The organism is Antrihabitans stalactiti (genome assembly GCF_012932915.1).
GTDB lineage: Bacteria > Actinomycetota > Actinomycetes > Mycobacteriales > Mycobacteriaceae > Antrihabitans > Antrihabitans stalactiti.
Window position 1 is genome coordinate 308849 of the sequence record NZ_VCQU01000001.1, and the last position, 22310, is coordinate 331158.

Genomic DNA, 22310 nt, shown 5'->3' on the forward strand with positions numbered 1-22310 from the left:
CGAGCCGCATGGACCGAATAGTCGTTGTCGTACCTGCTCACAATGAGGCGAGCCGACTCCCCCAGTGTCTGGCGAGCATCGATCGTGCGCGGCATGCGGCTCCAGTGCCGGTCGAGGTGATCGTTGTACTCGATGCGTGCACCGACGGATCGCGTGACGGACTCGACCTCGCGGACACCGTCGTCGCGATCGACGATCGAAACGTAGGGATGGCACGCTCGGTCGGGTTCGCTTCCAGTCGCAATACGTCGCCCGAAACCTGGTTCGCGACAACGGATGCCGACTGCACCGTCGGGCGCGAGTGGTTACGCGGCCATTGGGATCACGCGCGGCAAGGCGCACGCGTCGTCTGTGGGACCGTGCAGGTCGATGATTGGACACACCTCGGCGAGCGGGTTCGAAGACGATACGAGGCAGGGTATGCACGCCGGTCAGGCCGCCAACATCACCACATCCACGGCGCAAATCTCGGTGTCGCGGCGCGTGATTACTGGTCGATCGGCGGATTCAATGCGCTACCTACAAGGGAGGACGTGGACCTGGTCGATCGCCTTGGGCGAGCCGGAGTTCCGATCACCTGGGCGTCGAATTTGCCAGTGAGCACATCGGCGCGACTGCACGGCCGGGCGCACGGCGGCTTCGCTGATCATCTGCGCAAGCTTCACCTGGACGCCGCATCATGAGTGCGATCGCTGACCAACTGGCCGACCTCGAACTACGCGGCGCCCTGCGGCTGCCGTTGCCGGGCTCCGGCGAGACGTGGTCGCGCTGGCAGCAATTGGCTGACATCACGCGACGCAACGTGGTACTCGGCAGGCTCGCCGAGGCCCATTGCGATGCACTCGCAATCCTCGCGGAGTTCGACGAATCCACGCCTCTACCCGGCGAACTGTGGGGCGTGTGGGCCGCCGAGCCGCCCTCCCCTGTCCTCGAAGCCACCAGAGAAGGGGACGGCTGGGTGCTCAACGGCACGAAACCGTGGTGCTCGGGCGCATCGATCTGCACGCACGCCCTCGTGACGGCGCGCGTCCCGGAGGGACGACGATTGTTCGCCGTCGACCTCAGAAAGCCGTGGGCCACCGCAGTTCCCGATACCTGGCATGCAGTCGGGATGGCGGAAAGCGATTCCGGTGCTGTCGAATTCGCTGACGCGGACGCAACACCGATCGGCGCCCCCGGCGCCTATCTGACCAGGTCCGGGTTCTGGCATGGCGCAATCGGCGTCGCCGCCTGCTGGTACGGCGGAGCGTGCTCGGTTGCCGACGAACTGCACAGGCACGCGCGGCGCGGCGGCGGTGACGAGCACACCGCGGCGCATCTCGGCGCGGTCGCCGCGGCTCTGCATACTGCGCGCGACACTCTCAAAGCAGCAGCAGCGGCTATCGACGCCGACCCGACGGACGAGTATGGATATGCACGGATTCGGGCCAGGTCGGTGCGGGCGACCGTCGAACGATCGGCGGCCGAAGTGCTCGACCGCGTGGGACGTGCGTTGGGGCCGGCGCCGTTGTGCAGCAACGCAGTTCATGCGCATCGGGTCGCGGACCTAACGGTCTATCTGCGGCAAAGCCACGCCGAGCGCGACCTCGCCGCCCTCGGGCACGATCTCGCCGCGTTGGAGCAGCCGTGGTGAACCTACGGTTCGCGCAGACTCCGATCGGCATGCCGGGCACACCGGAAGCCGCGTGGCAGCGATGGGGACTGTCGTTTCCCACCTTTTCACTGCTCGGCTGCAACCATCTCGTGGTGGTGGCACCACACCCCGATGACGAAATACTCGGCGTCGGCGGACTCATGGCGCTGGCTGCGGCCGCGCGTATTCCGGTCAGCATCATCGCGGTCACCGACGGCGAGGCGGCATATCCGGACTCCGACCTGTTGCCCGCACACACGCTGGCTGCGCTACGCCCAGACGAATTACGCTGCGCGCTAGTCGAATTGGGCCTCTCGCCGCCCATCGCCCGGCTGGGCATACCCGACGGCGGCGTCACCGCCAAGGAATCCGAACTCCAGACGTTGCTGACAGGCGAACTGGCCGCAAAACCAACCGGAACCTGGTGCGCCGGACCGTGGCGCGACGACGGTCACCCCGACCACGACGCGACCGGAAGAGCGTGCGAACGCGCGTGTCGACAGACCCGTACGCGTTTCATCGAGTACCCCGTGTGGATGTGGCATTGGGCCGACCCGGGTGATGCCGCCGTGCCGTGGTCGACAGCACGGACGGTCCGGCTGCCGCCGCCGATTCGGCACGCGAAAGCCTTGGCTGTCAGCCGCTTTCGGAGCCAGATCGATGCGCCGCCGGACGACGATACGATCCTGCCTCCGCATGTTCTCGCCCGCCTGCTCCGTTCGACGGAGACGGTTTTCGTATGAGTCGACGCTCGCTCCCCGCGGAATATTTCGATCGGTTGTACGCCGACCACGACGACCCATGGAGCTTTGAGACGCGCTGGTACGAGCAACGAAAGTACGCGCTGACGCTCGCCGCGTTGCCGCAACGCCGCTACCAGCGCGGACTCGAGCCGGGATGCTCGATCGGAGTTCTCACCGAACACCTAGCCCGTCGCTGCGACGAGGTCGTCGCGACCGATGTCGTCCACTCAGCTTTGAACCGAACCCGCGAGCGGATTCACGCGTCCGATGCCGACGGCGAGGTCGATGTTCGCTCGTGGGCCTTGGGCTCGAAATGGACCCTGGGACGCTTCGACCTCATCGTCCTCAGTGAGGTCTGCTATTACCTCGATGCGCAAGCTCTTTGCCGCGCAATCGAAGACGTCGTAAAGCAGCTCGAACCGGGCGGCACCCTGATCTGCGTCCATTGGCGCCACGAAGTGGCCGACTATCCACTGTCCGGTGACGCGGTCCATGCGATCGTGCGAGTTGCGTGCGGCCTGACGAAGGTGAGCGCGTACTCCGACGAGGACATGCTGATCGACGTCTTCACCGCCGGCGACAAGGCGACCTCGGTTGCGACAGCCGAAGGTCTGGTCGAGTAGCGGTCATGGGTTGGCGAGGCGGTCTTTGCAGATCCGCAGGGCGTCTTCGCGACTGCCGCACAGTTCGAAGACGGTATCGAGCCCGGTCAGTTGGATCGGACGACTGGTCGCCCGACCGTTGGCCACAACCGCGAATGGGATGTCGGTGGCCCTCCGACTCGCGTTCACCAACACCGCCATCCCCGCGGATGCAAGAAATTCGACATCGGACATGTCGATGATCAACGCTGCCGGTCGGGTATCGAGGGCGGAATCGACTGCATCCTGAAACGCGGCTGCAGTCAGCAAGTCGAGGATCCCGGCAACCGCCAAGATAGTGGTCTCGTCGATCACGATCGTCGACGTCGTGAGGTCGTCAGCCGGTATGCGCTGACGCGCGGCGCGATCGTTCGAGGAATTGCCTGGGGTAGACACTACGAACCTCCCGTCGTGATCGATGTCGATCGCAGCATCGGCTCGTCGGTGTCACGCACATTTACCGGGCGCACGCTGCTGCGAGGTACGGCTGTGGGCTCAACCGGGGTATTTTCTAGCATAGCCAGTGTGGACTGTACAGACATAAGGCGTTCCGCCGTCGCGGTATTCGCGTCGATTCGCCCGCGCTGCAGCAGTGGCGGCTGCCGTCGAACCAACGAAGGTCCGGTAGACTGAGTTCTAGCTATCCGGTCCAGCAGCGCGGCCTTCTCAAGGTAGATCGTTGCTTTCCTTCGACTGGAGCGCCTATGACGTCGCCGCATGGTTCAGAGTCCGACGACGCGGACGTACTCTCATCTGCCAGCGCGCTGCTTGGGCGGCTGTATCGGATGCGCCCGGACCAAGCGTTCGACACACTCCTCGATGCGGCAATGCGACACCACCTGAGCCCTGTTCAGCTCGCTCGGGGGTTGCTCGAACTGGCGGCGGACGCTCAGCGCTCCGTAGCCACGATGTGTGCGCCGGTCGCAGCGGCATATCAGCAATGGGGCCGCGTGCTCGACGACGGATTCGAGACCGCTCGCCGAGCAACGCCACGAAGCCTCGCCACGATCATTTCGCGGCGAGGCTCCGATTCCGATTCGACGTCGCCCGAGGAGGACACTCCCACCCTCGCGGGCTAGCTGCGGGCTATCCCGCAGTCGGCTGATCGATCAAGCCTTCTCCTGCATGCTCGTTCGTGCGGGATTGCCCTGCTCATCGACCTTCGGATCCGGCTGATCCGCTTTCGCGCGCACTCCCTGCTCGATCTTGTCGCCGAGCGACTTGTCGACCTTGCGCCAGTAATCGAACGCGCGGAAGAGCACCGGTTCGGACACACCATTCAGCAGATGACCAACGATGTTGTCCACCAACCGTTCCCGAGCAGCGTCGTCGAGCACGTCGCGGACCAGCGTGCCGGGCTGGCCCCAATCGTCGTCTTCGCGGTGCGAAACGTACGCGCTGCGCGCGATCTCACCTTCGGAGTACCAGCCAGGGTCGCGGAAGTTCTCGGTATCGGCACTCGGCCCACCCTTCGAATTGGGCGCGTAGACGGGGTCGGACACCTTCTCGTACCGCATCGCCCCGTCCTTGCTGTAGCTGTTCACGGGGGATTTCGACGCGTTCACGGGCAGCTGCCTGTAGTTGGCACCGATGCGATGGCGATGCGCATCGGAATACGAGAACATCCGCGCGAGCAGCATGCGATCGGGACTCGGACCGATGCCGGGAACCAGATTGTTCGGTTCGAACGCCGCCTGCTCGATCTCGGTGTGATGGTCCGTCGGATTGCGGTCCAGCGTCATGCGGCCGACCTCGTGCAGTGGATAGTCACTGTGCGGCCACACCTTGGTGAGATCGAACGGGTTGAATCGGTAGTCGGCAGCCTCGTCGAACGGCATCAGCTGGACGAACAGCGTCCAACTCGGATGATCACCACGGGCAATCGATTCGAACAGGTCGCGCGTGTGGTAATCGGTGTCCGCAGATGCCATTTGATCGGCTTCGTCCTGCGTGAAGAATTCGACTCCCTGATCGGTCTTGAAGTGGTACTTCACCCAGAACCGTTCGCCGCTGGCATTGACCCACATGTAGGTGTGCGACGTGTAGCCGTTCATATGCCGCCACGTCCGCGGAATGCCACGATCGCCCATCAACCACGTGACCTGATGCGCGGACTCGGGAGACAACGTCCAAAAGTCCCATTGCATATCGTGGTCACGTAAGTTGTTGTCCGCGCGCCGTTTCTGCGAGCGAATGAAATGCTGGAACTTCAACGGGTCCTTGATGAAGAAGACCGGCGTGTTGTTGCCCACCATGTCGTACACGCCTTCGGTGGTATAGAACTTGATCGCGAAGCCTCGCGGATCGCGCCAGGTATCCGGGCTCCCTCGCTCCCCCGCAACCGTCGAAAATCTGACCACGAGATCAGTGGCGACACCGGGCTGAAAGAGCGCCGCGCGGGTATACGCACTGACGTCTTGGGTCACTTCGAAATGACCGAATGCACCACTACCTTTCGCATGCGGCTGACGCTCCGGAATTCGCTCCCGATTGAATTGCGCCATCTGCTCGATCAAATAGTGGTCCTGCAGCAGGATCGGCCCGCCAGGGCCGACAGTCAGCGAATGTTCGTCGCTGCCCACCGGGATTCCTGCGTCGGTAGTGGTCGAGTTGAAATTGCTATCTGCCATCGGGTTTCTCCTGACGTCGTCCGATGACTTCGGAGTACCCACAATGCGGTGCGTGGAACCTATGACAAAAGGGGTCCAGAAGAGGTGCTGTACAGACCCGTCCGGTCGTGATAAAAACTTCTCTGGTTGAGCCGACTGACGATGACCAGGAGGTTCGTAATGTGCGCAGATCCAGCGGAAATAACCACTCAGTTGCAGCCGGTCGACGACATGTCGACCACGATCAGCAAGGTCGACGACACCACGGTGTTGCACGTCGCGGGGAACGTCGACTTGCTCACCGCTCCCACGTTGCGGGAGGCCGTTCGAGGCGTTCTCGATAGCCAGCCGGACGCGCTGGTCATCGATCTGAGCGGCGTGGAGTTCCTCGCATCAGCGGGTATGCAAGTCCTGGTCACGACCAGCCACGAGACTGGCAAGGACATACCCTTCGCCGTCGTCGCGGGGGCTCGGGCAACTGCTCGCCCGATCCGATTGACCGCACTGGACACTGTGCTGTCGGTCTACGCCACCCGCACCGAGGCTGTCGCTGCCTGTCAATCGCGGTTGGCCGCGAGACAGTAGAACGGTCAGCGCGCGTCGACGAGCGCGAAATGCTCTCGTAGATGCTGTGCGACGACCTCCGGTTGCTCCGCGCTCACCGAGTGTCCGGCAGCCGCGATCGTGACGTGCCGACCGCCGGTAGCAGTGGCGATGTTCTCCGACGAGATCGGCGGCGGGTAGGCGATCCTCGGAACCGGCGATGGCCAGCACCGGCACGGTGGTCGACGACAGCTCGTCGACGATCGAGCGCCGATGGATGACCTGATGCGCAGAATTGCCGATCGAATTCGGCAGCGACAGCATGTGCAGGCGCCACTGTTTCGCCGCAGGCGTCTCCTCCGCGATGGACGTATCGCCGAACATGATGTACATCAGCACGTCGATCAGCTCAGCCGTTCCCTTTGCCTTGGCCGCTTCGACCAGCGGCTCGAATGCGGCCAACTGGTGCTCTTCCTCGGCCGACGAATTGAGCGCGACCGCCGAACGCAACAGATCGGGTCTGCGCGCCGCGAGCCGCAGCGCAATGAAGCCGCCCATCGAGTTGCCGACGAAGTGACACGGTCCGAGGTCGAGCGCCTCGATCAACGCAGCGGCATCGTCGGTCAACGTATCCATATCGAGCTGTTCTAGCGGCGCCTGCGCACTCTCGCCTTGGCCTCGGTGGTCGTAGGTGATGACCCGATAGTCCGACGAGAAGTTCTCGAGGTAGTAGTCGAACATGCGCCGGTTGAAGAACAGTGAGTGGCTGAACACGATGGCGGGCGCATCCTTGGGTCCAGCCTCGTCGTAAGCCAACGTCGTCCCGTTCACCTCGATAGTCGCCATGGCGGATCTCCTGTCGCAGTTGTCGTTGTGTGTGTGACGGTAGGCGGGAGATGCCAGCGGAGACTTCCTCGAACGCGCAGACAACACACTCGCATGCGCAAGGCCGGTTCGCTTACTGTGGTCGGTGAGTGAGGCGGCACCATGAACACAGATCAATACACCCACAATCGGACGACGACGCTCGATCTCGATCCACGCGAGCGCGCCGATTTCTGGGCCGACCATGTCCGCGAGAACCAGTGCCTCTTCGACTACCGCTACCCCGGTGGCAGCGACTTCCACGGCGCGACGCAGGTACAACGCGCACGGGGTTTCCAGTTGGTCGAGTTCTGGTCCGACGGCATCGACTACGTGCGGTCGAGCAACGAGATTCGCCGCGATCCCCTCGACGACTACAAATTGGTGATCCCCCATCGAGGCGAACTCTCGATCATCGAAGACGACCGATCCGTCACCCTGGGACCAGGAATGGGCGGGTTGATTTCCATTCGATCGCCGTTCGAGCTTCTCCACGGCGGCGGTGTGCACGCCATCGTGCTGACGATTCCCGCCGCACGGGCCCACGGATTCGATACTACCGCAACGACATTCGACCTAAGCAAAGGTCTTGGCGTCGTGCTGGACTCGATGGTTCGCACGCTCGCAAATGAGCGCGAACATTTCACGGCGAGCGACTTCGAGACCGCCTGCGAACAGGCCGTCGAACTGACGTCCGCGCTCACCGGTCGGGATCGCACGGCCGAGACCGGTCTCTCCGCTGTCGAAGCCTCGGTCCGGCGCTATGTGCGGCTCAACTCCGATCAGCCGAGCATCAACGGCGCCGCAATCGCGCGCGACTTGGGTTGGTCACTGCGTCAAGTCCAGCTGGCGCTGCAGCGTGCTGGAACGACGCCACGCGAACTGATCCGCGAAACGCGCCTTCGCCAAGCTCGACGGCGACTGCTCGATTCGAGCTTGCGGCATCTCAGCATTTCCGACATTGCTTTCGCGTCGGGCTTTTCGTCCCTCAGCAACTTCGGTGCGGCGTTCCACGAGCGGTTCGGATCCAGTCCGCGCGAGCTGCGGGACCTGGAATCGCGCTGAGCAGAATTGTTGCGGCCGCCAGGGCCGCTACATAGCGTCTGAGGCGAACTCTCAACGCCCACAACAGATTCTGGAGTCGTCATGACGACAACACTGCAGCTCAACCGTGTCGACCTCGGCGCCGTGACGGGGCTCGTCAACGCGATTTCCGCGCATCCGGAGAAGGCTCAGACCACCTGGTCGTCCGAGGTCAGCTGGTCTGGAGCATTCCAGTCCGAGGCCAAGATTCGCGCGTTCGAACCAGTCCCCTCCGACGAGCCACCGACGCTGGGTGGCAGCGACACCGCGCCCAACCCCGTCGAACTGCTTCTCAGTGCATTCGGCAGCTGCCTTGCCGTCGGATACGCCGCCAACGCATCGGTGGCAGGGATCGAAATCAAGTCGCTGACAATCGGTTTGGAAGGCGACCTCGATCTGCACGTATTCCTCGGCCTCGCGGACGGCCACGCCGGCTTCTCGTCGATCCGCGCAACCGTGGATCTCGACTCCGATGCCGACGCCGACGCGATCGCCGAGCTGCACCGCAAGGTGGCAGCCACCTCGCCGGTCGGGCACACACTCGAAACCGCTGTACCCGTGACGATCTCAGCGTCCTGACCCCAACGCACGAAGGCTCTGCATCGGTTGGTGGTCCGATGCAGAGCCTGTGGTTATGTAGTTGTGTTACGCCGCTTGCGGATTCGCGCGGCCGTGCGCCGCGACCGGTCTTCGCAACGGATCGATCCTGGCGGGTGGGATGAACCACGGGTGCCGGTCTCGACCCATCACCACCTCCCATTCGCTGTGGTGGATCAGTCGGTGGTGGAACCGGCACAGCAGCACCAGGTTGTCCAGATCCGTTGCCCCGCCATCGATCCAATGCTGAATATGGTGCGCGTCGCACCACGCCGCCGGGCGCCCGCAGCCCCGGAACGCACACCCACCATCGCGAGCACCGAGGGCGCGGCGGAGTTTCCGATTCGCCGTCCGCACACTCCGGCCCAGATTCAATGGCGATCCGTTCTCATCCATCACGATCGGGTGCACCACAGAATCGCAGGCAATTCGCCGCGCTCCTTCGATGCTCATCGCACCCATCCACGGCATCCGACCCACACCGGTCTTGCCGAACAGATCGAAGAAATACGCATTGTCCGGGCCGGTTGACTCCGTCTCGATTTTCTCCACCGCTGCGAGGTCATCGACCTGGATGTGCAGATGCAGGTGTGGTCGTTCGCCGCCGTCGTCGGGGCTTTCACCGGAGTCGAGGTAGCGACGCAGGATCTCGGTGAACCCGTCCGCCCGGCGTTGCGCCGGGGTCCGGTTGTCTGGACCCGCTTCGTCGGTGGGGCGTGGTGTCGACAGTGGTGACAACGCTGCGAGCAGCATTTCCCCGGTTTCGGCATCGAAGTCCCCTTTGACCGCCATCCGCCCGTTCAACGTGGTGGAGGCGTAGAACTCGTTGCGGTCGGTGTCCTCACTGGCCGGGGTCTCGTCGGCCTCGAACGTTTCCCGCAACCGCGAAATATGCACCCGCAACTCCCGCAGATCCCCGCCTTTGGCGGCGTCGAGCAGAAACGCCCGCACCGAGTCCACCGCTTCCACCGGCATCCCCGGTGGCGGTTTCTCCAGAAACGCCACGATCAACCGCGCCGCGTCGGCATTGATCAACTTCGCCTGATACGCCGCCGCGATATCGGGATGGCCGTCCAACGCGACCCCGAGTCTGAGGATCCGGTTCGACTCCCCGGGCGAGAGCGAGGTGCGGTTGGCCAACCACGTCGCGGTCGAGGTGGCGCCGAGCCCACCGGGCACACCGTGCTTGTCCAGTTCGGCGACCAACGCGACCCGCAACGCCTCCAACGAATGGATCGCCCCCGACAACGTGGGCAGGACGGCCATGAGTTCGGTCGTGGAGTAGCGCCACGGCTCGACCGTGTCGAGCATGCCGATCGCTTCGAGAACCTCCCCCAACCCCATGCTCCCATTTTACGTAGAACATACGTACGAGTCAAGACCCAGGCGGCGCCACCTCAGCGTTCGGTAAGCGTGCGTAAAGGGCACACGCGCACAGTTATCTCACACCGCCCAACGAGAGAAAGCCGGATGCCATGAGCCGCTCGAATACCGCGAATAGCGAAGTCAAGTTCTTCGCCATCAGCACGTTGCTGGATATCCTGCTCAGCCTGTTCGGCCCCCGATAACCGATCGGTTCATGAACTTCTCGCGGTCGACGATCACCCGCCGGACCGTACCGTCTGCAATGAGCGCGTCGCCTTCGTAAGCCGCGACGTCGAACCGGAGTCTCTTGTCAGCGACCTCCCCAAGACGCGCGACGACACGAATGCGCGCGCCCAGCAGACTCGGCCGTCTGTGCCGCACAACGACTTCGACGCCGACTGTGGTCTGTCCAGCCGGAAGGTCCCCCGCGACTGCACGGACCGTCGCCTGCTCCATCAGCGCGACGACACGTGGGGTACCGAGAACCTCGAGATTGCCGCTACCCAATGCGAGTGCTGTGTCGGCGTCGCCGACTTCCACGTCGAACTCGGCCGACAAATCTGGGCGCAAGGTCATCGCGCATACACTCCTCGAGGCTGATGGGTGAGGACTGCGACAATAATCCCCGCAGCGACCCCGACGAGAGTGCCGATTACTCGGTCGGTGAGGAGCGTGAACGGCTCGGTCGGGTCAGCGAGTTCGGTCATCAGCATGATCAGCGGCGTGAAGAAGCCGATCGCCAATCCGTAGTTGCGCGTCATGAACAACTCGGTCGGGAACAGCAGGGCAATCGCAAAGACAGCCAGCACGTTCGGCGGGAGATCGGGCAGGAGCAGCGCCGCGGTGACGCCGAGCCCCGCTACCGTGCCGAGCACGCGGTGGATGCCGCGATACACCCGGCTACGCGAGTCGGTGGCGGCCAACGGCACCGCCGCGCCGGCCAAGGCCCAGTTGATGTGACCGATGCCGAGCACCAATCCCGCCGAGCCGGCGATGGACAACGCGAGCCCGTAGCGCGTTGCCTGATACACCGCATCCGACAACCGCAGTTCGTCCCGCGTCGTGCCGGATTCACCACTTCGAGAACCGAATTGACCGACCACGATGCTGAGCACTGCTGTTGCAGCACAGATCGAGAATGCGACCCAGGACGCGACGTGACCAGCGGGAACGATCGCGATCGCGCCGAGGGCGAAGATGCCGAAGAACGGGCCCTCGGGCCTGAGACCGAACTTGTCCGTCACCAATGACCCGACCGCGGCGAAACCGACCTCGACCAGCACGAGAACCCACGGACGGGCGTCGCGATCGGACAGCAACAGTCCGATCGCGACGCCGGTCAGCAGCACTCCGGTCGCCTGCACCTGATGCCTCAGACGTTGCCGGTGGCATTCGGCCCGCCCGTACATGCCCGTGAACGATCCGAATACGGCGTACATGAGCAGGTCCGGCCGACCGGCGATGAGCAGCGCGACCCCGGGCAGAACCAGTCCGACGGCAACTCGTCCCGCGTGCAGGTGATCGTTCGCCGGGTGGACCGCGCGCAATGTGCTTCTCCGATCTACACGAGGGGTCGTGAGTCTTTTAGGAGTCCAGGGACTCCTAAAAGACTCACGAGGGGTGGGGGGTCGGACTACGCGCTGCCGGGACTGGCGGCACCGCCAGCGGTGTAGGACTTCGCACCGGTGCCTGCCAACTCACCGCCCCGGACGATCAGGTACTCGTCGCGAATGTCGTTGCCCGCGAAGAAGTCCTCGAGAATTTCGCGCGTTCCGGCAGCGTAGCGCGCCTGTGCGGAGAGCGTCGTGCCAGACACGTGCGGGGTCATGGCCTCGTGCGGCATGGTCCGCCACGGGTGGTCGACGGCCGGCGGCTGCGGGTACCACACGTCGCCTGCATATCCCGCCAGCTGACCTGACTGCAGCGCCTTTACGATCTCATCGCGCACGACGATTTCGGCGCGCGCCGTGTTCACGATGTAGGAGCCCCGGCGCATCGAGTTGATCAGGTCCGCGTCGAACATGTGGTAGGTCTGCGGATGCAGCGGAGCGTGGATATCGACGATGTCGACCGACCTGACGAGCGATTCGACATCGGGATGGAAGGTCAACCCCAGCTCGTTCTCGATGTCGATCGGCAGGCGGCGCGTGTCGAAGTAATGCAGCCGAACGCCGAACGGCGCCAGTCGCCGCAGTACCGCTTGACCGATGCGGCCGGCGGCGATCACGCCGACGTCCATTCCCTCCAGGTCGTAGGCGCGCTCCACGGAATCGGCGATGTTCCAGCCACCGCTGGCAACCCACTCGTGGGAGGGAAGGAAGTTGCGCACGAGCGCCAGAATCTGCATGACCGCATGCTCGGCAACGCTGATGCTGTTGCAATAGGTGACCTCGGCGACGGTGATTCCAGCATTGATCGCGGCATCGAGATCGGTGTGATCGGAGCCGATACCGGCAGTCAGCGCCAGTTTCAGCTTGGGCGCCTTGGCAATTCGCTCAGCCGTCAGATACGCGGGCCAGAACGGCTGGGAAATGACTACATCGGCGTCCGGCAGTTCGCGCTCGAACACCGAATCCGGACCGTCCTTGTCGGAGGTGACGATCAGCTCGTGCCCCTCGGCTTCGAGGAACGTGCGCAGGCCCAGCTCACCCGAGACGCAGCCCAGCAGGTGGCCAGGCGTGAAGTCGATCGCCGACGGCGTCGGAAGCGTCTGTCCATCCGGATAGTTGCCCAGCGAAGGGATCGAATCGCGGGCGTACACGGGCGGGTACCCCGTGACTGGATCCGGGTACAGGACACACAAGATTTTGGCCATGGTCACTCCTGACGTGAGCGCGGCCGTCCGGCCGCTGAATTCGTTGTTCCCTGAAGCAATTTCAGTCTCGCGGGATACGACGAAGACGTCCAAGACGTGGTTTCGACCAGTTGATAGGCGCCGCCTATGAGGGGTGCGCGGCGTGGCCCTCTTCGGAGAGATCCAGGCACAGCACCTGATGCTCGTCGAGCAACCGGCGCAGTGGTGCGTCGAGCGGCCAAGGGAAGGTGAGTTCGTGACCGAAGCGGTCGTCGACCGCCACCGCCGCGGACCCTTGCGGCAGAAGGGTCGCATCGGTCAGCTCGACGATCGACTCGAAAAGCTCGGGCGGCGCCGCGAGATAGAACAAGGTCTGCCGAGCGCTCGACCCGCTCAACCCGGCGGCATACAACAGTCCGTACGGCGTGATCATCAGCCGATCCGACGTGATTGCGGCGTTGCCGCTGATCTTTTCGGTGTTGGCCCATTCCAGTGCCGCGGTCCGGGCTTCCGCGACGCGTCTTCGAGTGTCGTCGGAAAGCAACTTCTCGACATCGGCTCGCCGCGCCCGTGGATACGACTCGGACCCGAGGCCAAAGTGGCGTTGCATGACCTCGTCGAAGAAGTTGAACAGTCGTTCGCTCATCGCTGCGCCTCCCCCTGGTAACTTACGCGCCCGACGCCGCTGGGTCACCGTCCAAAGCAATGCCGATTCCTGCGCTCCGCGCGGTGTGGACCAAGGCACGGGTCAGGACCGAGCCGGGCTCGGAGGAGCTGGTGACAAGAGCGATCCGAGCCGTGACTGTGGGGTCGGCCAGCCGGAGCACGCGCGCACCCGTAGGCGCAGGCAAGGTCGCGATCCAGGTCTGCGGGACGATGCTCGCCCACCTGCCGGTCCCTACGTGAGCGAGGAGCGCGACGATCGAGTCCGTTTCGATCTGCGGTGACGCCGCGAGGCCGTGCACGGCCAACGCGTCGTCGATGAGCTGCCGTCCGCGCATTCCGTTGTTCAGCAAGCACATCGGCAGCTCGAGAGCATCGGACCAGCTGATGGAGTCGGTATAGCCGGTCAGCAAATCGTTGCTCGCGATGACCACGTGCCGCTCGTCGTACAGCGGTGTGACCTGGAGGTCCGAGGTGTCCTGACCGTCCAGGTAGATCACACCAGCATCCAATTCGAACCTGCGGATCCGATCGATGATGGTCGACGACCGCAGACTCGTCTCGAGCTGCACCCGGACCAGTGGATGTTCGGCGCAAAACGGATCGGTGAGCAGGGCAATCGTCGTGGACGCAGCGGGAACAACGCCGAGCCTGAGGTCACCGGTGAGACCGGTCTGCAGCGCGGCGACCTCTTGTTCGAGAGCGTCGCGGTCGGCGAGAATGCGACGCGCCCACAGCACCAGGCGCTCGCCTTCGGGTGTGAGGCCTTCGAAGGTGCGCCCACGCCGGACCAACGGGACCTTCAGCTCGTGTTCCAGCTTCCGGATGGCCTCCGACAATGCCGGTTGCGACACGTAGCAGGCGTTCGCAGCGCGCGCGAAATGGCGCTCACGGGCGAGCGCAACGAAGTATTCGAGCTGGCGAAACAGCACGCCCTATTCGACCATGCCTCCGATCGTGGACACTGACTCTCCGTGATCACGCAACTATGGTTCGTGCTCGTGATGCTGGGGGTTGTCGCCGCAGCGCGCGGAGTCGGCGACCGGACCGGTGTGCCGTTCTCGATCCTGCTGACGCTGGCGGGTCTCGTGATCGGCTTTCTTCCAGGTCCGACGATGCAGCTCGACCCGGAGATCGTGCTGGTCCTGGTATTGCCCCCGCTGTTGTACAGCACGGCGCGCAGTTCGAGCCTGCTGGCGATCCGGGCCAATATGCGCCCGATCGTGAGTCTGTCGGTTGTGCTCGTGTTGCTGACGTCCTTCGCGGTCGGCGCCTTGGTGTCTCTCGTCGTGCCGGGAATGCCGTTGGCGGTGGGGATGGTGTTGGGCGCCGCGGTCGCGCCACCGGACCCGGTCGCCGCGTTGTCGGTCGGGCGCCGCGCGGGGATGCCCCCGCGTTTGAGCACACTCATTGCCGGCGAGGGACTGCTCAACGATGCCTCGGCGCTGACGACCTACCAGGTCGCCGTTGCTGCCGCGGTGGGTGGCACGTTCTCGTGGGCAGACGCGTCCGGACGATTCGCGCTCGCCGTGGTCGGCGGCGTCGCAGTTGGCACCGTGGTGGCGTTGACGATCCGTACCGCGCGTCCAGTGCTCACCGACCCGCTGATCGGTAACGCGGTGTCCCTGGCGGCTCCGTTCGTCGCGTATCTGCTTGCGGAGGAGATTCATTCTTCCGGGGTGCTGGCGGTGGTGATCGCTGGACTGCTCGTCGGCCACGACGCCGGGCGAGGCGAGACGGGTGCGTCGCGACTGCAAACCGGCGCAGTGTGGCAGCTCGTTGCATTTCTGCTCGAAGGGTTCGTCTTCTTGCTGATCGGTCAGCAGCTGCCGGACGTGCTACGCGGTCTGCAGGATCACGACACCGCCAGCGTCGCCGCGGCAGCTGCGGTGACGGTCGGGGCGGTGTTGGTGATCCGCCCGCTGTGGTTGTTGTTCACGCAGTGGGTGCCGTCGTGGCTGCACGCGCGGTTGGGATCCGGACCGAGCGAGCGTCTCGGCGGACGCGAGCTGATTGCGCTGAGCTGGGCCGGAACTCGTGGGGTCATCTCGCTTGCGGCGGTGTCTGCGGTTCCGCTCACCGTCGACAGCGGCGAGCCGTTCCCGCACCGCGACCTGCTGGTGTTCTGCACCTACATGGTGGTGCTCGTAACGCTCGTCGGCCAAGGGCTGACGTTCGCTCCCCTGCTGCGCAAGCTCGGGCTGCGCGCGAATGCCGCGGAGGCAGAACAACTTCGTGACGAGGCGCGGCTGGCGACCGTCAAAGCCGGACTGGCGACCGTGGACGACCTACTTGCTCAGAAGGAGATCGGTCCGCCGTTGGCCGACGCGTTGCGGGCAAGCCTGCATGCACGCGCCAAGCGGTATCGCGCACGTATCGAGACGCTGGCGGTGTCCGACGATGGCGAGATCAAGCGATCGCCTGGCTACGAAACCTCACTCGCCGCACGCCGAGCGATCATCGACGCCCAGCAGCGCGAGCTGTTGCGTTGGCGCGATGCGGGGCGGCTTCCAGACTCCAGCCTGCGGATCCTGCGTCGCGAACTCGACCATGAGGAACGCACACTGCCGGACCGCTAGGTCAGTCCGGCAAGCTCCGCCAGCCTTGCCATGCCAGGTACTACCTGTGCGCGGTAGCGATCGAGGGCAGCGGTCAGGTCCGGCGTGGCGGGTGTATTCGGTGGCATGCGAGACGGGTTGAGCGCGACCCCGTCGGCCCACGCCTTGATGTCAGGCGCTGCGCTGAACGACGTCGCCGCGCGGTATCCCAGCACCTGCATCAGCGCCCAGTCGGTCGGCGTGTTCGAGAACGGCGACGGCGGGCAGAGTCGGTTCTTCTCAGCGTCGTCTTCGCGCGTCGCCTCGACGTAGCCTGCCAATGCCGCGCCGAAACAGGGAAAGCCAGTCCTGATGGGCTGCAACGTAATTGCGTCGTCTTGCCAGATGGGGACGAGCGGTCGTTGCTGTAGCCCGGATGCGGCGCAGTGGACGATGACGGCGTCGCGCACGATCGTGGCTTCGCCCTTGTCGAGCGTCAGCTTTCCTGGCTCGGCGTGGCGGATATGACCGAGTCGGACGACATTCTCGATGCTGCGCAGGTGGTCGAGTTCCCATTGAGCGAGGGTCGGGGTCTTCGCCATCGTTGGCGTCACCGACCGATCGACGCGGAGCATCACGCCCGCTTCCTCCAAACGCAGGAACAAGTCGTCCGCGGATGACGCTGCGCTGGCGGCCTCGACGGTGTCTGCAGCCATTCCGAAGATGACGGCAGGGTCGGGCTGCACTGTGGCGCGGTTGAGCATCCAGGGGTCGCGCGGGCGGACCCAGCAGATCGCGTCGGGATCGACTCCGTTGCCCAGCAACCAGATACACGCGTCGGTGGATGTCTTGCCCGCGCCGACGATGACGTACTGCGAGGGCGCTCCGCCGATCTTCACCAGGTCGTTGACGGTGACGAGCGAGGTTCCTTCGGCTACGTCGAACGGCGCGCGAGTGTTCGCCGGTATCTGCGGCGAGAGGTAGTGCGCGTTGACGATGCGACAGGTGGCGGGAACTGTGTGCCGCTTGCCCGACAGGCGTGAGACGAATTGTCGGTCGCCGAGGTAGTCGCAGTTCGGGTAGAAGGTGACCCTTCCTGTCGCGTGCAGCCGATCGCGGACATCCGCGTAATAGGCACAGATCTCGGGGGCGGTCGCCCTTTTGTGTAGACCGACTTCGGGTCCGCGAGTTTGGATTTCACCGGCACCCATCGGCGTCGATGCCACCCCGTAGAACACCGAGGCTTGGTGAAGACGGACGAAGGAATACGCGTCCAGCCAATGCCCGCCCACGTCGTGGCGACGATCGACGACCGCGACTGTGACATCCGCGTTGGCTGTCAACGCATCCGTGAACGCCATCCCGGCGGCGCCCGCCCCAACGACCAAGTAGTCGGCCTCCACGCTGCTCACGCTAATACACCTCGGTCGTGAGTCTTTTTGGAGTCCAGGGACTCCAAAAAGACTCACGAGGGCGGGTGGTCACGCCACCGACACTCGACGGCCGTGCTGCCCTCGTGTACATTCTGAACCATGTTCATATTGCACACCGTGGTGCAGGGATGACCGCCGAGTCGTATGCACCGACGTCGGGCGCCCATCGACCCGGCCACCTGATCACGGCCGAACGGATGAAGGCATACCTGGTCCCCCGGGTCCGAATGCCCGCCCGCGCGTGGAAGATTCGCTACTCGTCCACGACGGCGACTGGGCGACCGACGACAGTCACCGGCATGGTTCTCGTGCCACCGACCCCATATGCGGGCCCCCGCCCCCTGATCGGATACGGCATCGGCACTCAGGGACTGTCGAAATACAGCGCGCCCTCCCGGCAAATCGCGCTGGGGATCGAATACGAGGCCAGCGTCATCGCGAGTGCGCTGCGACGAGGCTGGGCCATCGCGCTGACCGACTATCCCGGCCTCGGCACACCAGGTGACCATCCATACGTCATCGGCCGGGCACTGGGCCCGGCGGTGCTGGACTGCATGCGCGCAGCCAGGCAACTCACCGAAGCCCAACTCGACCCCGACGGACCGCTGGCGATCTTCGGCTACTCGGAAGGCGGCAACGCTGCAGGCTGGGCCCTGCAACTGCAGCCGACCTATGCGCCGGACCTTCCGATCGTGGCCGGCGCCGTCGGCGCGGCGCCCGCGGACCTCGAAGCCATGATTTCGGCACTCGACGGTTCGCTGTTCGCGTTCCTACTCATCTACGGCATCTTCGGACTCAACGCCGCCTACCCCGAGATCGACGTCTATCAATACCTCAACCGCCGCGGGCATCGAGCCGTCGCACGATTCGGCAGAACTCACATTTCTCGGGCAGTCCCACTCGGCGCAGCCATGTCCTCGAAACGGCTCTTGGACCACGTCACGCAGTCGCCCTACGAAATCCCGGAGGTACTCGCACGCCTGCAGGACAACCGGCTCGGATCGATCGCGCCGAAGGCGCCGGTGCTGATCGGGGCCGGGACTCACGACCAGGTCATCCCCTACTCGCAGGCCCGAAACCTGTTCCGCGAGTGGCGGGATGGCGGCGCTGATGTGCACCTGCGAACAATGCCGATCCGTGAACACATCACGGGCGGAATCTCGTTTGCTCCCGCTGCGTTCGCCTTCCTGGCACGCCATCTCGTACAGGCCGGGCGGCGATGACGACGACGCGAACCCGTTGGGGCGACCGCGAAACCCGCCGACACGATATCCTGCGCGCCGGACGGACCCTGTTGCTCTCCAAAGGCCTTGCGGCGCTTCAGATGCGAGAAGTCGCCCGCGGCGCCGGCATCGCGCTCGGCACCGTCTACACGTACTTTCCGAACAAGGAGGCTTTGTTCGCTGCGATGTACGCCGACCGGCTCGACGCCATGCTGAGCGAACTCGCCCCGGCACTGGACACCACAACGAACGCCGAAGACCTCTTCGTCCACGTGGCCTCGGCGTACCGCGAGGTCTACACCGAGTTCGGCAAAGACGTCGACCTCGTCGCGATGCTAGGGAACAACGAGCTCGACACCTCGGTTCGTGACCGTCTCGTGCAGTCCGCAGGCAGGCTGCTCGCCGCGTTCCGCGTGATCGTCGAACGAACCGGCGTTGCGGAGGCCGACCTCGCATTGACCGTCATGTGGTCGTCCATCGTCGGACTCTGCGACCACTTCACCGGCGTCCGGCACCAACTGCACCAACATACCTGGGACGAAGCCGTCCGATTCACCGCACGGACTTTCGCGCGGGGTCTCGCACCCGAAGGGAAATCAGAATGAATCTCGCCAACCGACTACTCGATCGCGTCGTCAACCCACCACGATTGTCGGACCCCGACGCGCTACGCCGCGCCGTCAGCGGCAAAACCGTGCTCGTGACCGGCGCATCGTTCGGCCTCGGCGAATCGACCGCACGTAAGCTCGGCGCGGCAGGCGCAACCGTCCTCCTGGTTGCGCGGACCGCATCGAAACTCGACGACGTTGCCGCGTCGATCAACGCTGCAGGCGGACACGCCATGACCTACGCGGCGGACCTGACGGACGAGGTCGCCGTCGCCGAGTTGGCGAAGCTGATCACGGAGGAACACGGTGCGCTCGACATCATCGTGAACAACGCGGGCAAGTCGATTCGCCGCTCGCTCGAGCTGCAGTACGACCGCCCACAGGATTTCCAGCGGACGATCGATATCAACTACCTCGGACCGATTCGGTTGCTGCTAGCCCTGATTCCGCCGATGCGTGACAACGGCGGCGGCCACATCATCAATGTATCGACTGTCGGCGTGCGAATTGCCCCAGGTCCGCGTTGGGGTGCCTACCAGGCGTCGAAGGGTGCATTCGACACGTGGTTGCGCAGCGTGAGTCCGGAATTGCGCACAGACGGCATCGCTGTCAGCTCGTTGTATATGGCACTGATCTACACACGGATGAGCGCGCCGACTCCCATCATGCGCAAGCTGCCCGGCCTGCATCCGGACGACGCGGCCGACATCGTGGTCAAAGCAATCGTCGAACGCCCGCGCGACGTCGAACCGTGGTGGGTGTGGCCGGCCGAGGTCGGTTCCGCTGTCGCCCGCGGACCGCTCGAAGTTGCGATGCGCCTGATGTACCAGTTCTCGACGGACACCGCCAGCGCGACAGGAGCCGGCCGATGATCGCCCTCGATGTCGCCGCGACCACGGTGCCTGCACTCGCCCGGACCGGGCTGCTGAAGCCGGTTGCCCCACGTGCGATGTACCGCGTCGCGAAAACACTGCGGCGCCACGGTTCCAACCCCGCGACCGTTCTCGGCATCGCCGCGGCACGGTGGCCGAACCGCACGGCAGTGATCGACGACGAGGGAGCCGCCACCTACGGCGAGCTTTACACGAGCACCGAATCCCTCGCTGCCACCTTGTCCGTCGACTACGGCCTCGGACCGGGCGACGCCGTCGGTGTGCTGTGCCGCAACGGACGACGCTTCCTGCACGGTGTATTCGCGGCCAGCGCGATAGGCGCGGACGTCGTGCTCCTGAACACCGATTTCAGCGCCGACGTGCTGGCGAAAACTATTGCCGCACATCGGATCAGGATCATCGTCTGCGACGACGAGTACGACGAGACCCTGCGCGCCGCCGGTGCGACGCCGGTCGGCGATCAGCGAGTCACCCGACGCCGGCCCCGCAACCACCCGTCCCACGCCGGCCGAATCATCGTGCTGACGTCGGGAACGACCGGCACACCGAAAGGCGTGCCCAGGTCGCCAAAAGTGAGCCCGATCTTGGGTATCGCCGGGTCGATCCTCGAACGGACCCGGCTGCGAGCAGGCGGGCGCATCGTGATCGCGGTTCCGCTGTTTCATGCCTTCGGCTTCGCGATCGTCATGCTCGGAGCGACCCTGGGCGCCACGCTGATACTTCGCCGACGGTTCGATGCCGAGGCAGCGCTCGCCCAGGCGTCGATCCAGCGGGCCGACGCGGTCGCGGTCGTTCCGATCATGCTGCGCCGCATCCTCGACCTGCCCGAGGACGTCCGTGCCCGCAACCCGGTGCGGTCACTGCGTGTGGTGATCTCCGGCGCCGCGCCGCTCGACCCCACTCTGGCGCGCGACTTCATGGACGCGTTCGGCGACATTCTCTACAACGGCTACGGGTCGTCGGAAGTCGGAATCGGCACCTTCGCGGTCCCTGCCGATCTGCGTGCCGCACCGGGTACTGTCGGCAAACCTGTTGCGGGAGCGCCGGTTCGGATTCTCGATACTGCGGGCCGTCCGGTTGCCGCAAACGTCGTGGGGCGCATCTTCGTCGGCGGTGGCATGACCTTCGACGGCTACACCACCGGTGGCGCGAAGGCGATCGTCGCGAACCTGATGAGCACCGGCGACATGGGCTATCTGGACCATGCGGGGCGGCTCTTCATCGTCGGCCGCGAGGACGACATGATCATTTCCGGCGGCGAGAACGTCTACCCCCAAGCCGTGGAGAACGCGCTGGCTCGCCATCCTGATGTTGCCGACAACGCGGTGGTCGGCGTACCCGATGAGCAGTACGGGCAGCGACTCGCAGCGTTCGTCGTACTCCGCGGCGGCAACGTCGACACTCTCCGAACCTACTTGAAGGCGAACGTCTCTCGTTTCGAACAGCCTCGAGACATCCACGTGGTGTCGGAGATCCCCCGCAACCCGTCAGGGAAGATTCTCAGGCGCGAGCTGATCTGATCACTGCTTCTCGGCGAACTCCTCGACGATCTTCTTGCAGAACGCGGGGAGGTCGCGGGGGTTGCGGCTCGACACGAGACCGTTGTCCGTCACCACCTCTTCGTCGACGACCGTTCCGCCGGCATTGCGGATGTCGGTTCGCACGCTCGGGTACGACGTCAAGGTGCGCCCGCGGACGACGTCGGCCTCGACGAGGGTCCATGGGCCATGGCAGATGACGCCGACCGGCTTCCCAGCGTTCACGAAGTCCTTGACGAACTGGACCGCCGCGCTGTCTTGCCGCAGCTTGTCAGGGTTGGTTGTTCCGCCGGGGAGAATGAGCGCGTCGAAATCGGCGACCGATACGTCACTGACAACTCGATCGACTGTGAACTTGTCTGCGATCTCGACATCATGGTTCATCGCCTGAATCTCGCCGGCTTCGAGAGAGACGAGTTGCGTTGTGGCCCCGGCGTCCTCGACAGCGGAGCGAGGGTCGGTGAGCTCCACTTGCTCGACGCCGTCGGTCGCGAGAATCGCAACACGACGTCCCTTCAACGTATCCATTCGAAAACCTCTCCA

The 22310-nt window shown here is 64.5% G+C and carries 23 protein-coding genes and 1 pseudogene; 13 read left to right on the top strand and 11 right to left on the bottom strand.

The features are described from left to right. The first annotated feature begins 8 nt into the window (after positions 1–8). Genes FGL95_RS01555 through FGL95_RS01570 form a run of 4 tightly spaced genes read left to right on the top strand, consistent with a single transcriptional unit; the run spans position 9 to position 2999 of the window. On the top strand, positions 9–683 hold the full coding sequence (locus FGL95_RS01555; RefSeq protein WP_169584417.1) for a glycosyltransferase family 2 protein: 675 nt from the start codon (positions 9–11) through the stop codon (positions 681–683). Then, positions 680–1633 carry an acyl-CoA dehydrogenase family protein gene (locus FGL95_RS01560; protein WP_169584418.1) on the top strand — a complete coding sequence of 318 codons (954 nt, stop codon included), beginning with the start codon at positions 680–682 and terminating at the stop codon, positions 1631–1633. Before FGL95_RS01555 ends, FGL95_RS01560 begins: the two co-directional genes overlap by 4 nt. Before the next feature lie 29 nt (positions 1634–1662). Further along, positions 1663–2376 (top strand): PIG-L deacetylase family protein, encoded by a 714-nt coding sequence (locus FGL95_RS01565; protein WP_169585186.1) that lies wholly within the window; start codon positions 1663–1665, stop codon positions 2374–2376. Continuing rightward, a complete protein-coding gene (locus FGL95_RS01570) occupies positions 2373–2999 on the top strand; it encodes an SAM-dependent methyltransferase (RefSeq protein WP_169584419.1) in 627 nt (208 codons plus the stop codon). The genes FGL95_RS01565 and FGL95_RS01570 overlap by 4 nt, the downstream gene beginning before the upstream one ends. A gap of 3 nt (positions 3000–3002) precedes the next feature. Here FGL95_RS01570 and FGL95_RS01575 read toward each other — a convergent pair whose 3' ends face one another. Continuing rightward, positions 3003–3413 (bottom strand): STAS domain-containing protein, encoded by a 411-nt coding sequence (locus FGL95_RS01575; RefSeq protein ID WP_338079675.1) that lies wholly within the window; start codon positions 3411–3413, stop codon positions 3003–3005. 308 nt (positions 3414–3721) lie between these two features. Here FGL95_RS01575 and FGL95_RS01580 point away from each other — a divergent pair, with 308 nt between their 5' ends. Beyond that, positions 3722–4096 (top strand): ANTAR domain-containing protein, encoded by a 375-nt coding sequence (locus tag FGL95_RS01580; protein WP_169584420.1) that lies wholly within the window; start codon positions 3722–3724, stop codon positions 4094–4096. A gap of 30 nt (positions 4097–4126) precedes the next feature. Here FGL95_RS01580 and FGL95_RS01585 read toward each other — a convergent pair whose 3' ends face one another. After that, positions 4127–5647: a catalase gene (locus FGL95_RS01585; RefSeq protein ID WP_169584421.1), complete on the bottom strand. Its 1521-nt coding sequence runs from the start codon at positions 5645–5647 to the stop codon at positions 4127–4129. Positions 5648–5893: 246 nt separating this feature from the next. On the opposite strand from FGL95_RS01585, the gene FGL95_RS33090 reads away from it, so the two are divergent. Beyond that, complete coding sequence (locus FGL95_RS33090) at positions 5894–6211, top strand: STAS domain-containing protein (protein ID WP_476726933.1); 318 nt, start codon at positions 5894–5896, stop codon at positions 6209–6211. 210 nt (positions 6212–6421) lie between these two features. Here FGL95_RS33090 and FGL95_RS01595 read toward each other — a convergent pair. Continuing rightward, positions 6422–7240, bottom strand: a pseudogene (locus FGL95_RS01595) (alpha/beta fold hydrolase); the annotation flags it as partial. On the opposite strand from FGL95_RS01595, the gene FGL95_RS01600 reads away from it, so the two are divergent. Together FGL95_RS01600 and FGL95_RS01605 are read left to right on the top strand one after the other, a co-directional pair. After that, a complete protein-coding gene (locus FGL95_RS01600; RefSeq protein WP_169584423.1) occupies positions 7157–8098 on the top strand; it encodes an AraC family transcriptional regulator in 942 nt (313 codons plus the stop codon). The pseudogene FGL95_RS01595 and the gene FGL95_RS01600 overlap by 84 nt on opposite strands. An 81-nt stretch (positions 8099–8179) precedes the next feature. Then, the gene (locus tag FGL95_RS01605) at positions 8180–8695 is read left to right on the top strand and encodes an OsmC family protein (protein WP_169584424.1); all 516 of its coding nucleotides are present in this window, start codon (positions 8180–8182) and stop codon (positions 8693–8695) included. Between the two features lie 66 nt (positions 8696–8761). Here FGL95_RS01605 and FGL95_RS01610 read toward each other — a convergent pair whose 3' ends face one another. The 6 genes from FGL95_RS01610 to FGL95_RS01635 form a co-directional block, all read right to left on the bottom strand. Next, the gene (locus FGL95_RS01610) at positions 8762–10057 is read right to left on the bottom strand and encodes an HNH endonuclease signature motif containing protein (protein WP_169584425.1); all 1296 of its coding nucleotides are present in this window, start codon (positions 10055–10057) and stop codon (positions 8762–8764) included. 201 nt (positions 10058–10258) lie between these two features. Next, positions 10259–10654 carry a thioesterase family protein gene (locus FGL95_RS01615; protein ID WP_169584426.1) on the bottom strand — a complete coding sequence of 132 codons (396 nt, stop codon included), beginning with the start codon at positions 10652–10654 and terminating at the stop codon, positions 10259–10261. Further along, complete coding sequence (locus tag FGL95_RS01620) at positions 10651–11625, bottom strand: FUSC family protein (RefSeq protein WP_240962634.1); 975 nt, start codon at positions 11623–11625, stop codon at positions 10651–10653. The genes FGL95_RS01615 and FGL95_RS01620 overlap by 4 nt, the downstream gene beginning before the upstream one ends. 86 nt (positions 11626–11711) lie before the next feature. Next, positions 11712–12893: an NAD-dependent formate dehydrogenase gene (locus FGL95_RS01625; protein WP_169584427.1), complete on the bottom strand. Its 1182-nt coding sequence runs from the start codon at positions 12891–12893 to the stop codon at positions 11712–11714. Between the two features lie 124 nt (positions 12894–13017). After that, positions 13018–13518 (bottom strand): glucose-6-phosphate dehydrogenase, encoded by a 501-nt coding sequence (locus tag FGL95_RS01630; protein ID WP_169584428.1) that lies wholly within the window; start codon positions 13516–13518, stop codon positions 13018–13020. Positions 13519–13540: 22 nt separating this feature from the next. Then, positions 13541–14467: a LysR substrate-binding domain-containing protein gene (locus tag FGL95_RS01635; RefSeq protein ID WP_169584429.1), complete on the bottom strand. Its 927-nt coding sequence runs from the start codon at positions 14465–14467 to the stop codon at positions 13541–13543. A 42-nt stretch (positions 14468–14509) separates the two neighbouring features. Between FGL95_RS01635 and FGL95_RS01640 the strand changes: the two genes are divergently transcribed. Continuing rightward, a complete protein-coding gene (locus FGL95_RS01640; RefSeq protein ID WP_338079676.1) occupies positions 14510–16114 on the top strand; it encodes a Na+/H+ antiporter in 1605 nt (534 codons plus the stop codon). On the opposite strand, the gene FGL95_RS01645 is transcribed toward FGL95_RS01640, so the two are convergent. Beyond that, on the bottom strand, positions 16111–17484 hold the full coding sequence (locus FGL95_RS01645; RefSeq protein WP_169584430.1) for an NAD(P)-binding protein: 1374 nt from the start codon (positions 17482–17484) through the stop codon (positions 16111–16113). The two genes, FGL95_RS01640 and FGL95_RS01645, sit on opposite strands and share 4 nt — an antisense overlap. A gap of 149 nt (positions 17485–17633) precedes the next feature. On the opposite strand from FGL95_RS01645, the gene FGL95_RS01650 reads away from it, so the two are divergent. The 4 genes from FGL95_RS01650 to FGL95_RS01665 are packed head-to-tail and all read left to right on the top strand — an operon-like array spanning position 17634 to position 21749. Beyond that, positions 17634–18728 carry a lipase family protein gene (locus FGL95_RS01650; RefSeq protein WP_169584431.1) on the top strand — a complete coding sequence of 365 codons (1095 nt, stop codon included), beginning with the start codon at positions 17634–17636 and terminating at the stop codon, positions 18726–18728. After that, positions 18725–19333, top strand: coding sequence for a TetR/AcrR family transcriptional regulator (locus FGL95_RS01655; RefSeq protein WP_169584432.1), 609 nt, complete (start codon positions 18725–18727; stop codon positions 19331–19333). The genes FGL95_RS01650 and FGL95_RS01655 overlap by 4 nt, the downstream gene beginning before the upstream one ends. After that, positions 19330–20208: an SDR family NAD(P)-dependent oxidoreductase gene (locus FGL95_RS01660; RefSeq protein WP_169584433.1), complete on the top strand. Its 879-nt coding sequence runs from the start codon at positions 19330–19332 to the stop codon at positions 20206–20208. The genes FGL95_RS01655 and FGL95_RS01660 overlap by 4 nt, the downstream gene beginning before the upstream one ends. Next, positions 20205–21749: an AMP-binding protein gene (locus tag FGL95_RS01665; protein ID WP_169584434.1), complete on the top strand. Its 1545-nt coding sequence runs from the start codon at positions 20205–20207 to the stop codon at positions 21747–21749. The genes FGL95_RS01660 and FGL95_RS01665 overlap by 4 nt, the downstream gene beginning before the upstream one ends. Here the strand turns inward: FGL95_RS01665 and FGL95_RS01670 are convergent, their stop codons facing one another. Next, positions 21750–22295 (bottom strand): type 1 glutamine amidotransferase domain-containing protein, encoded by a 546-nt coding sequence (locus FGL95_RS01670; protein WP_169584435.1) that lies wholly within the window; start codon positions 22293–22295, stop codon positions 21750–21752. It lies immediately after the preceding gene. Between the last annotated feature and the right edge of the window lie 15 nt (positions 22296–22310).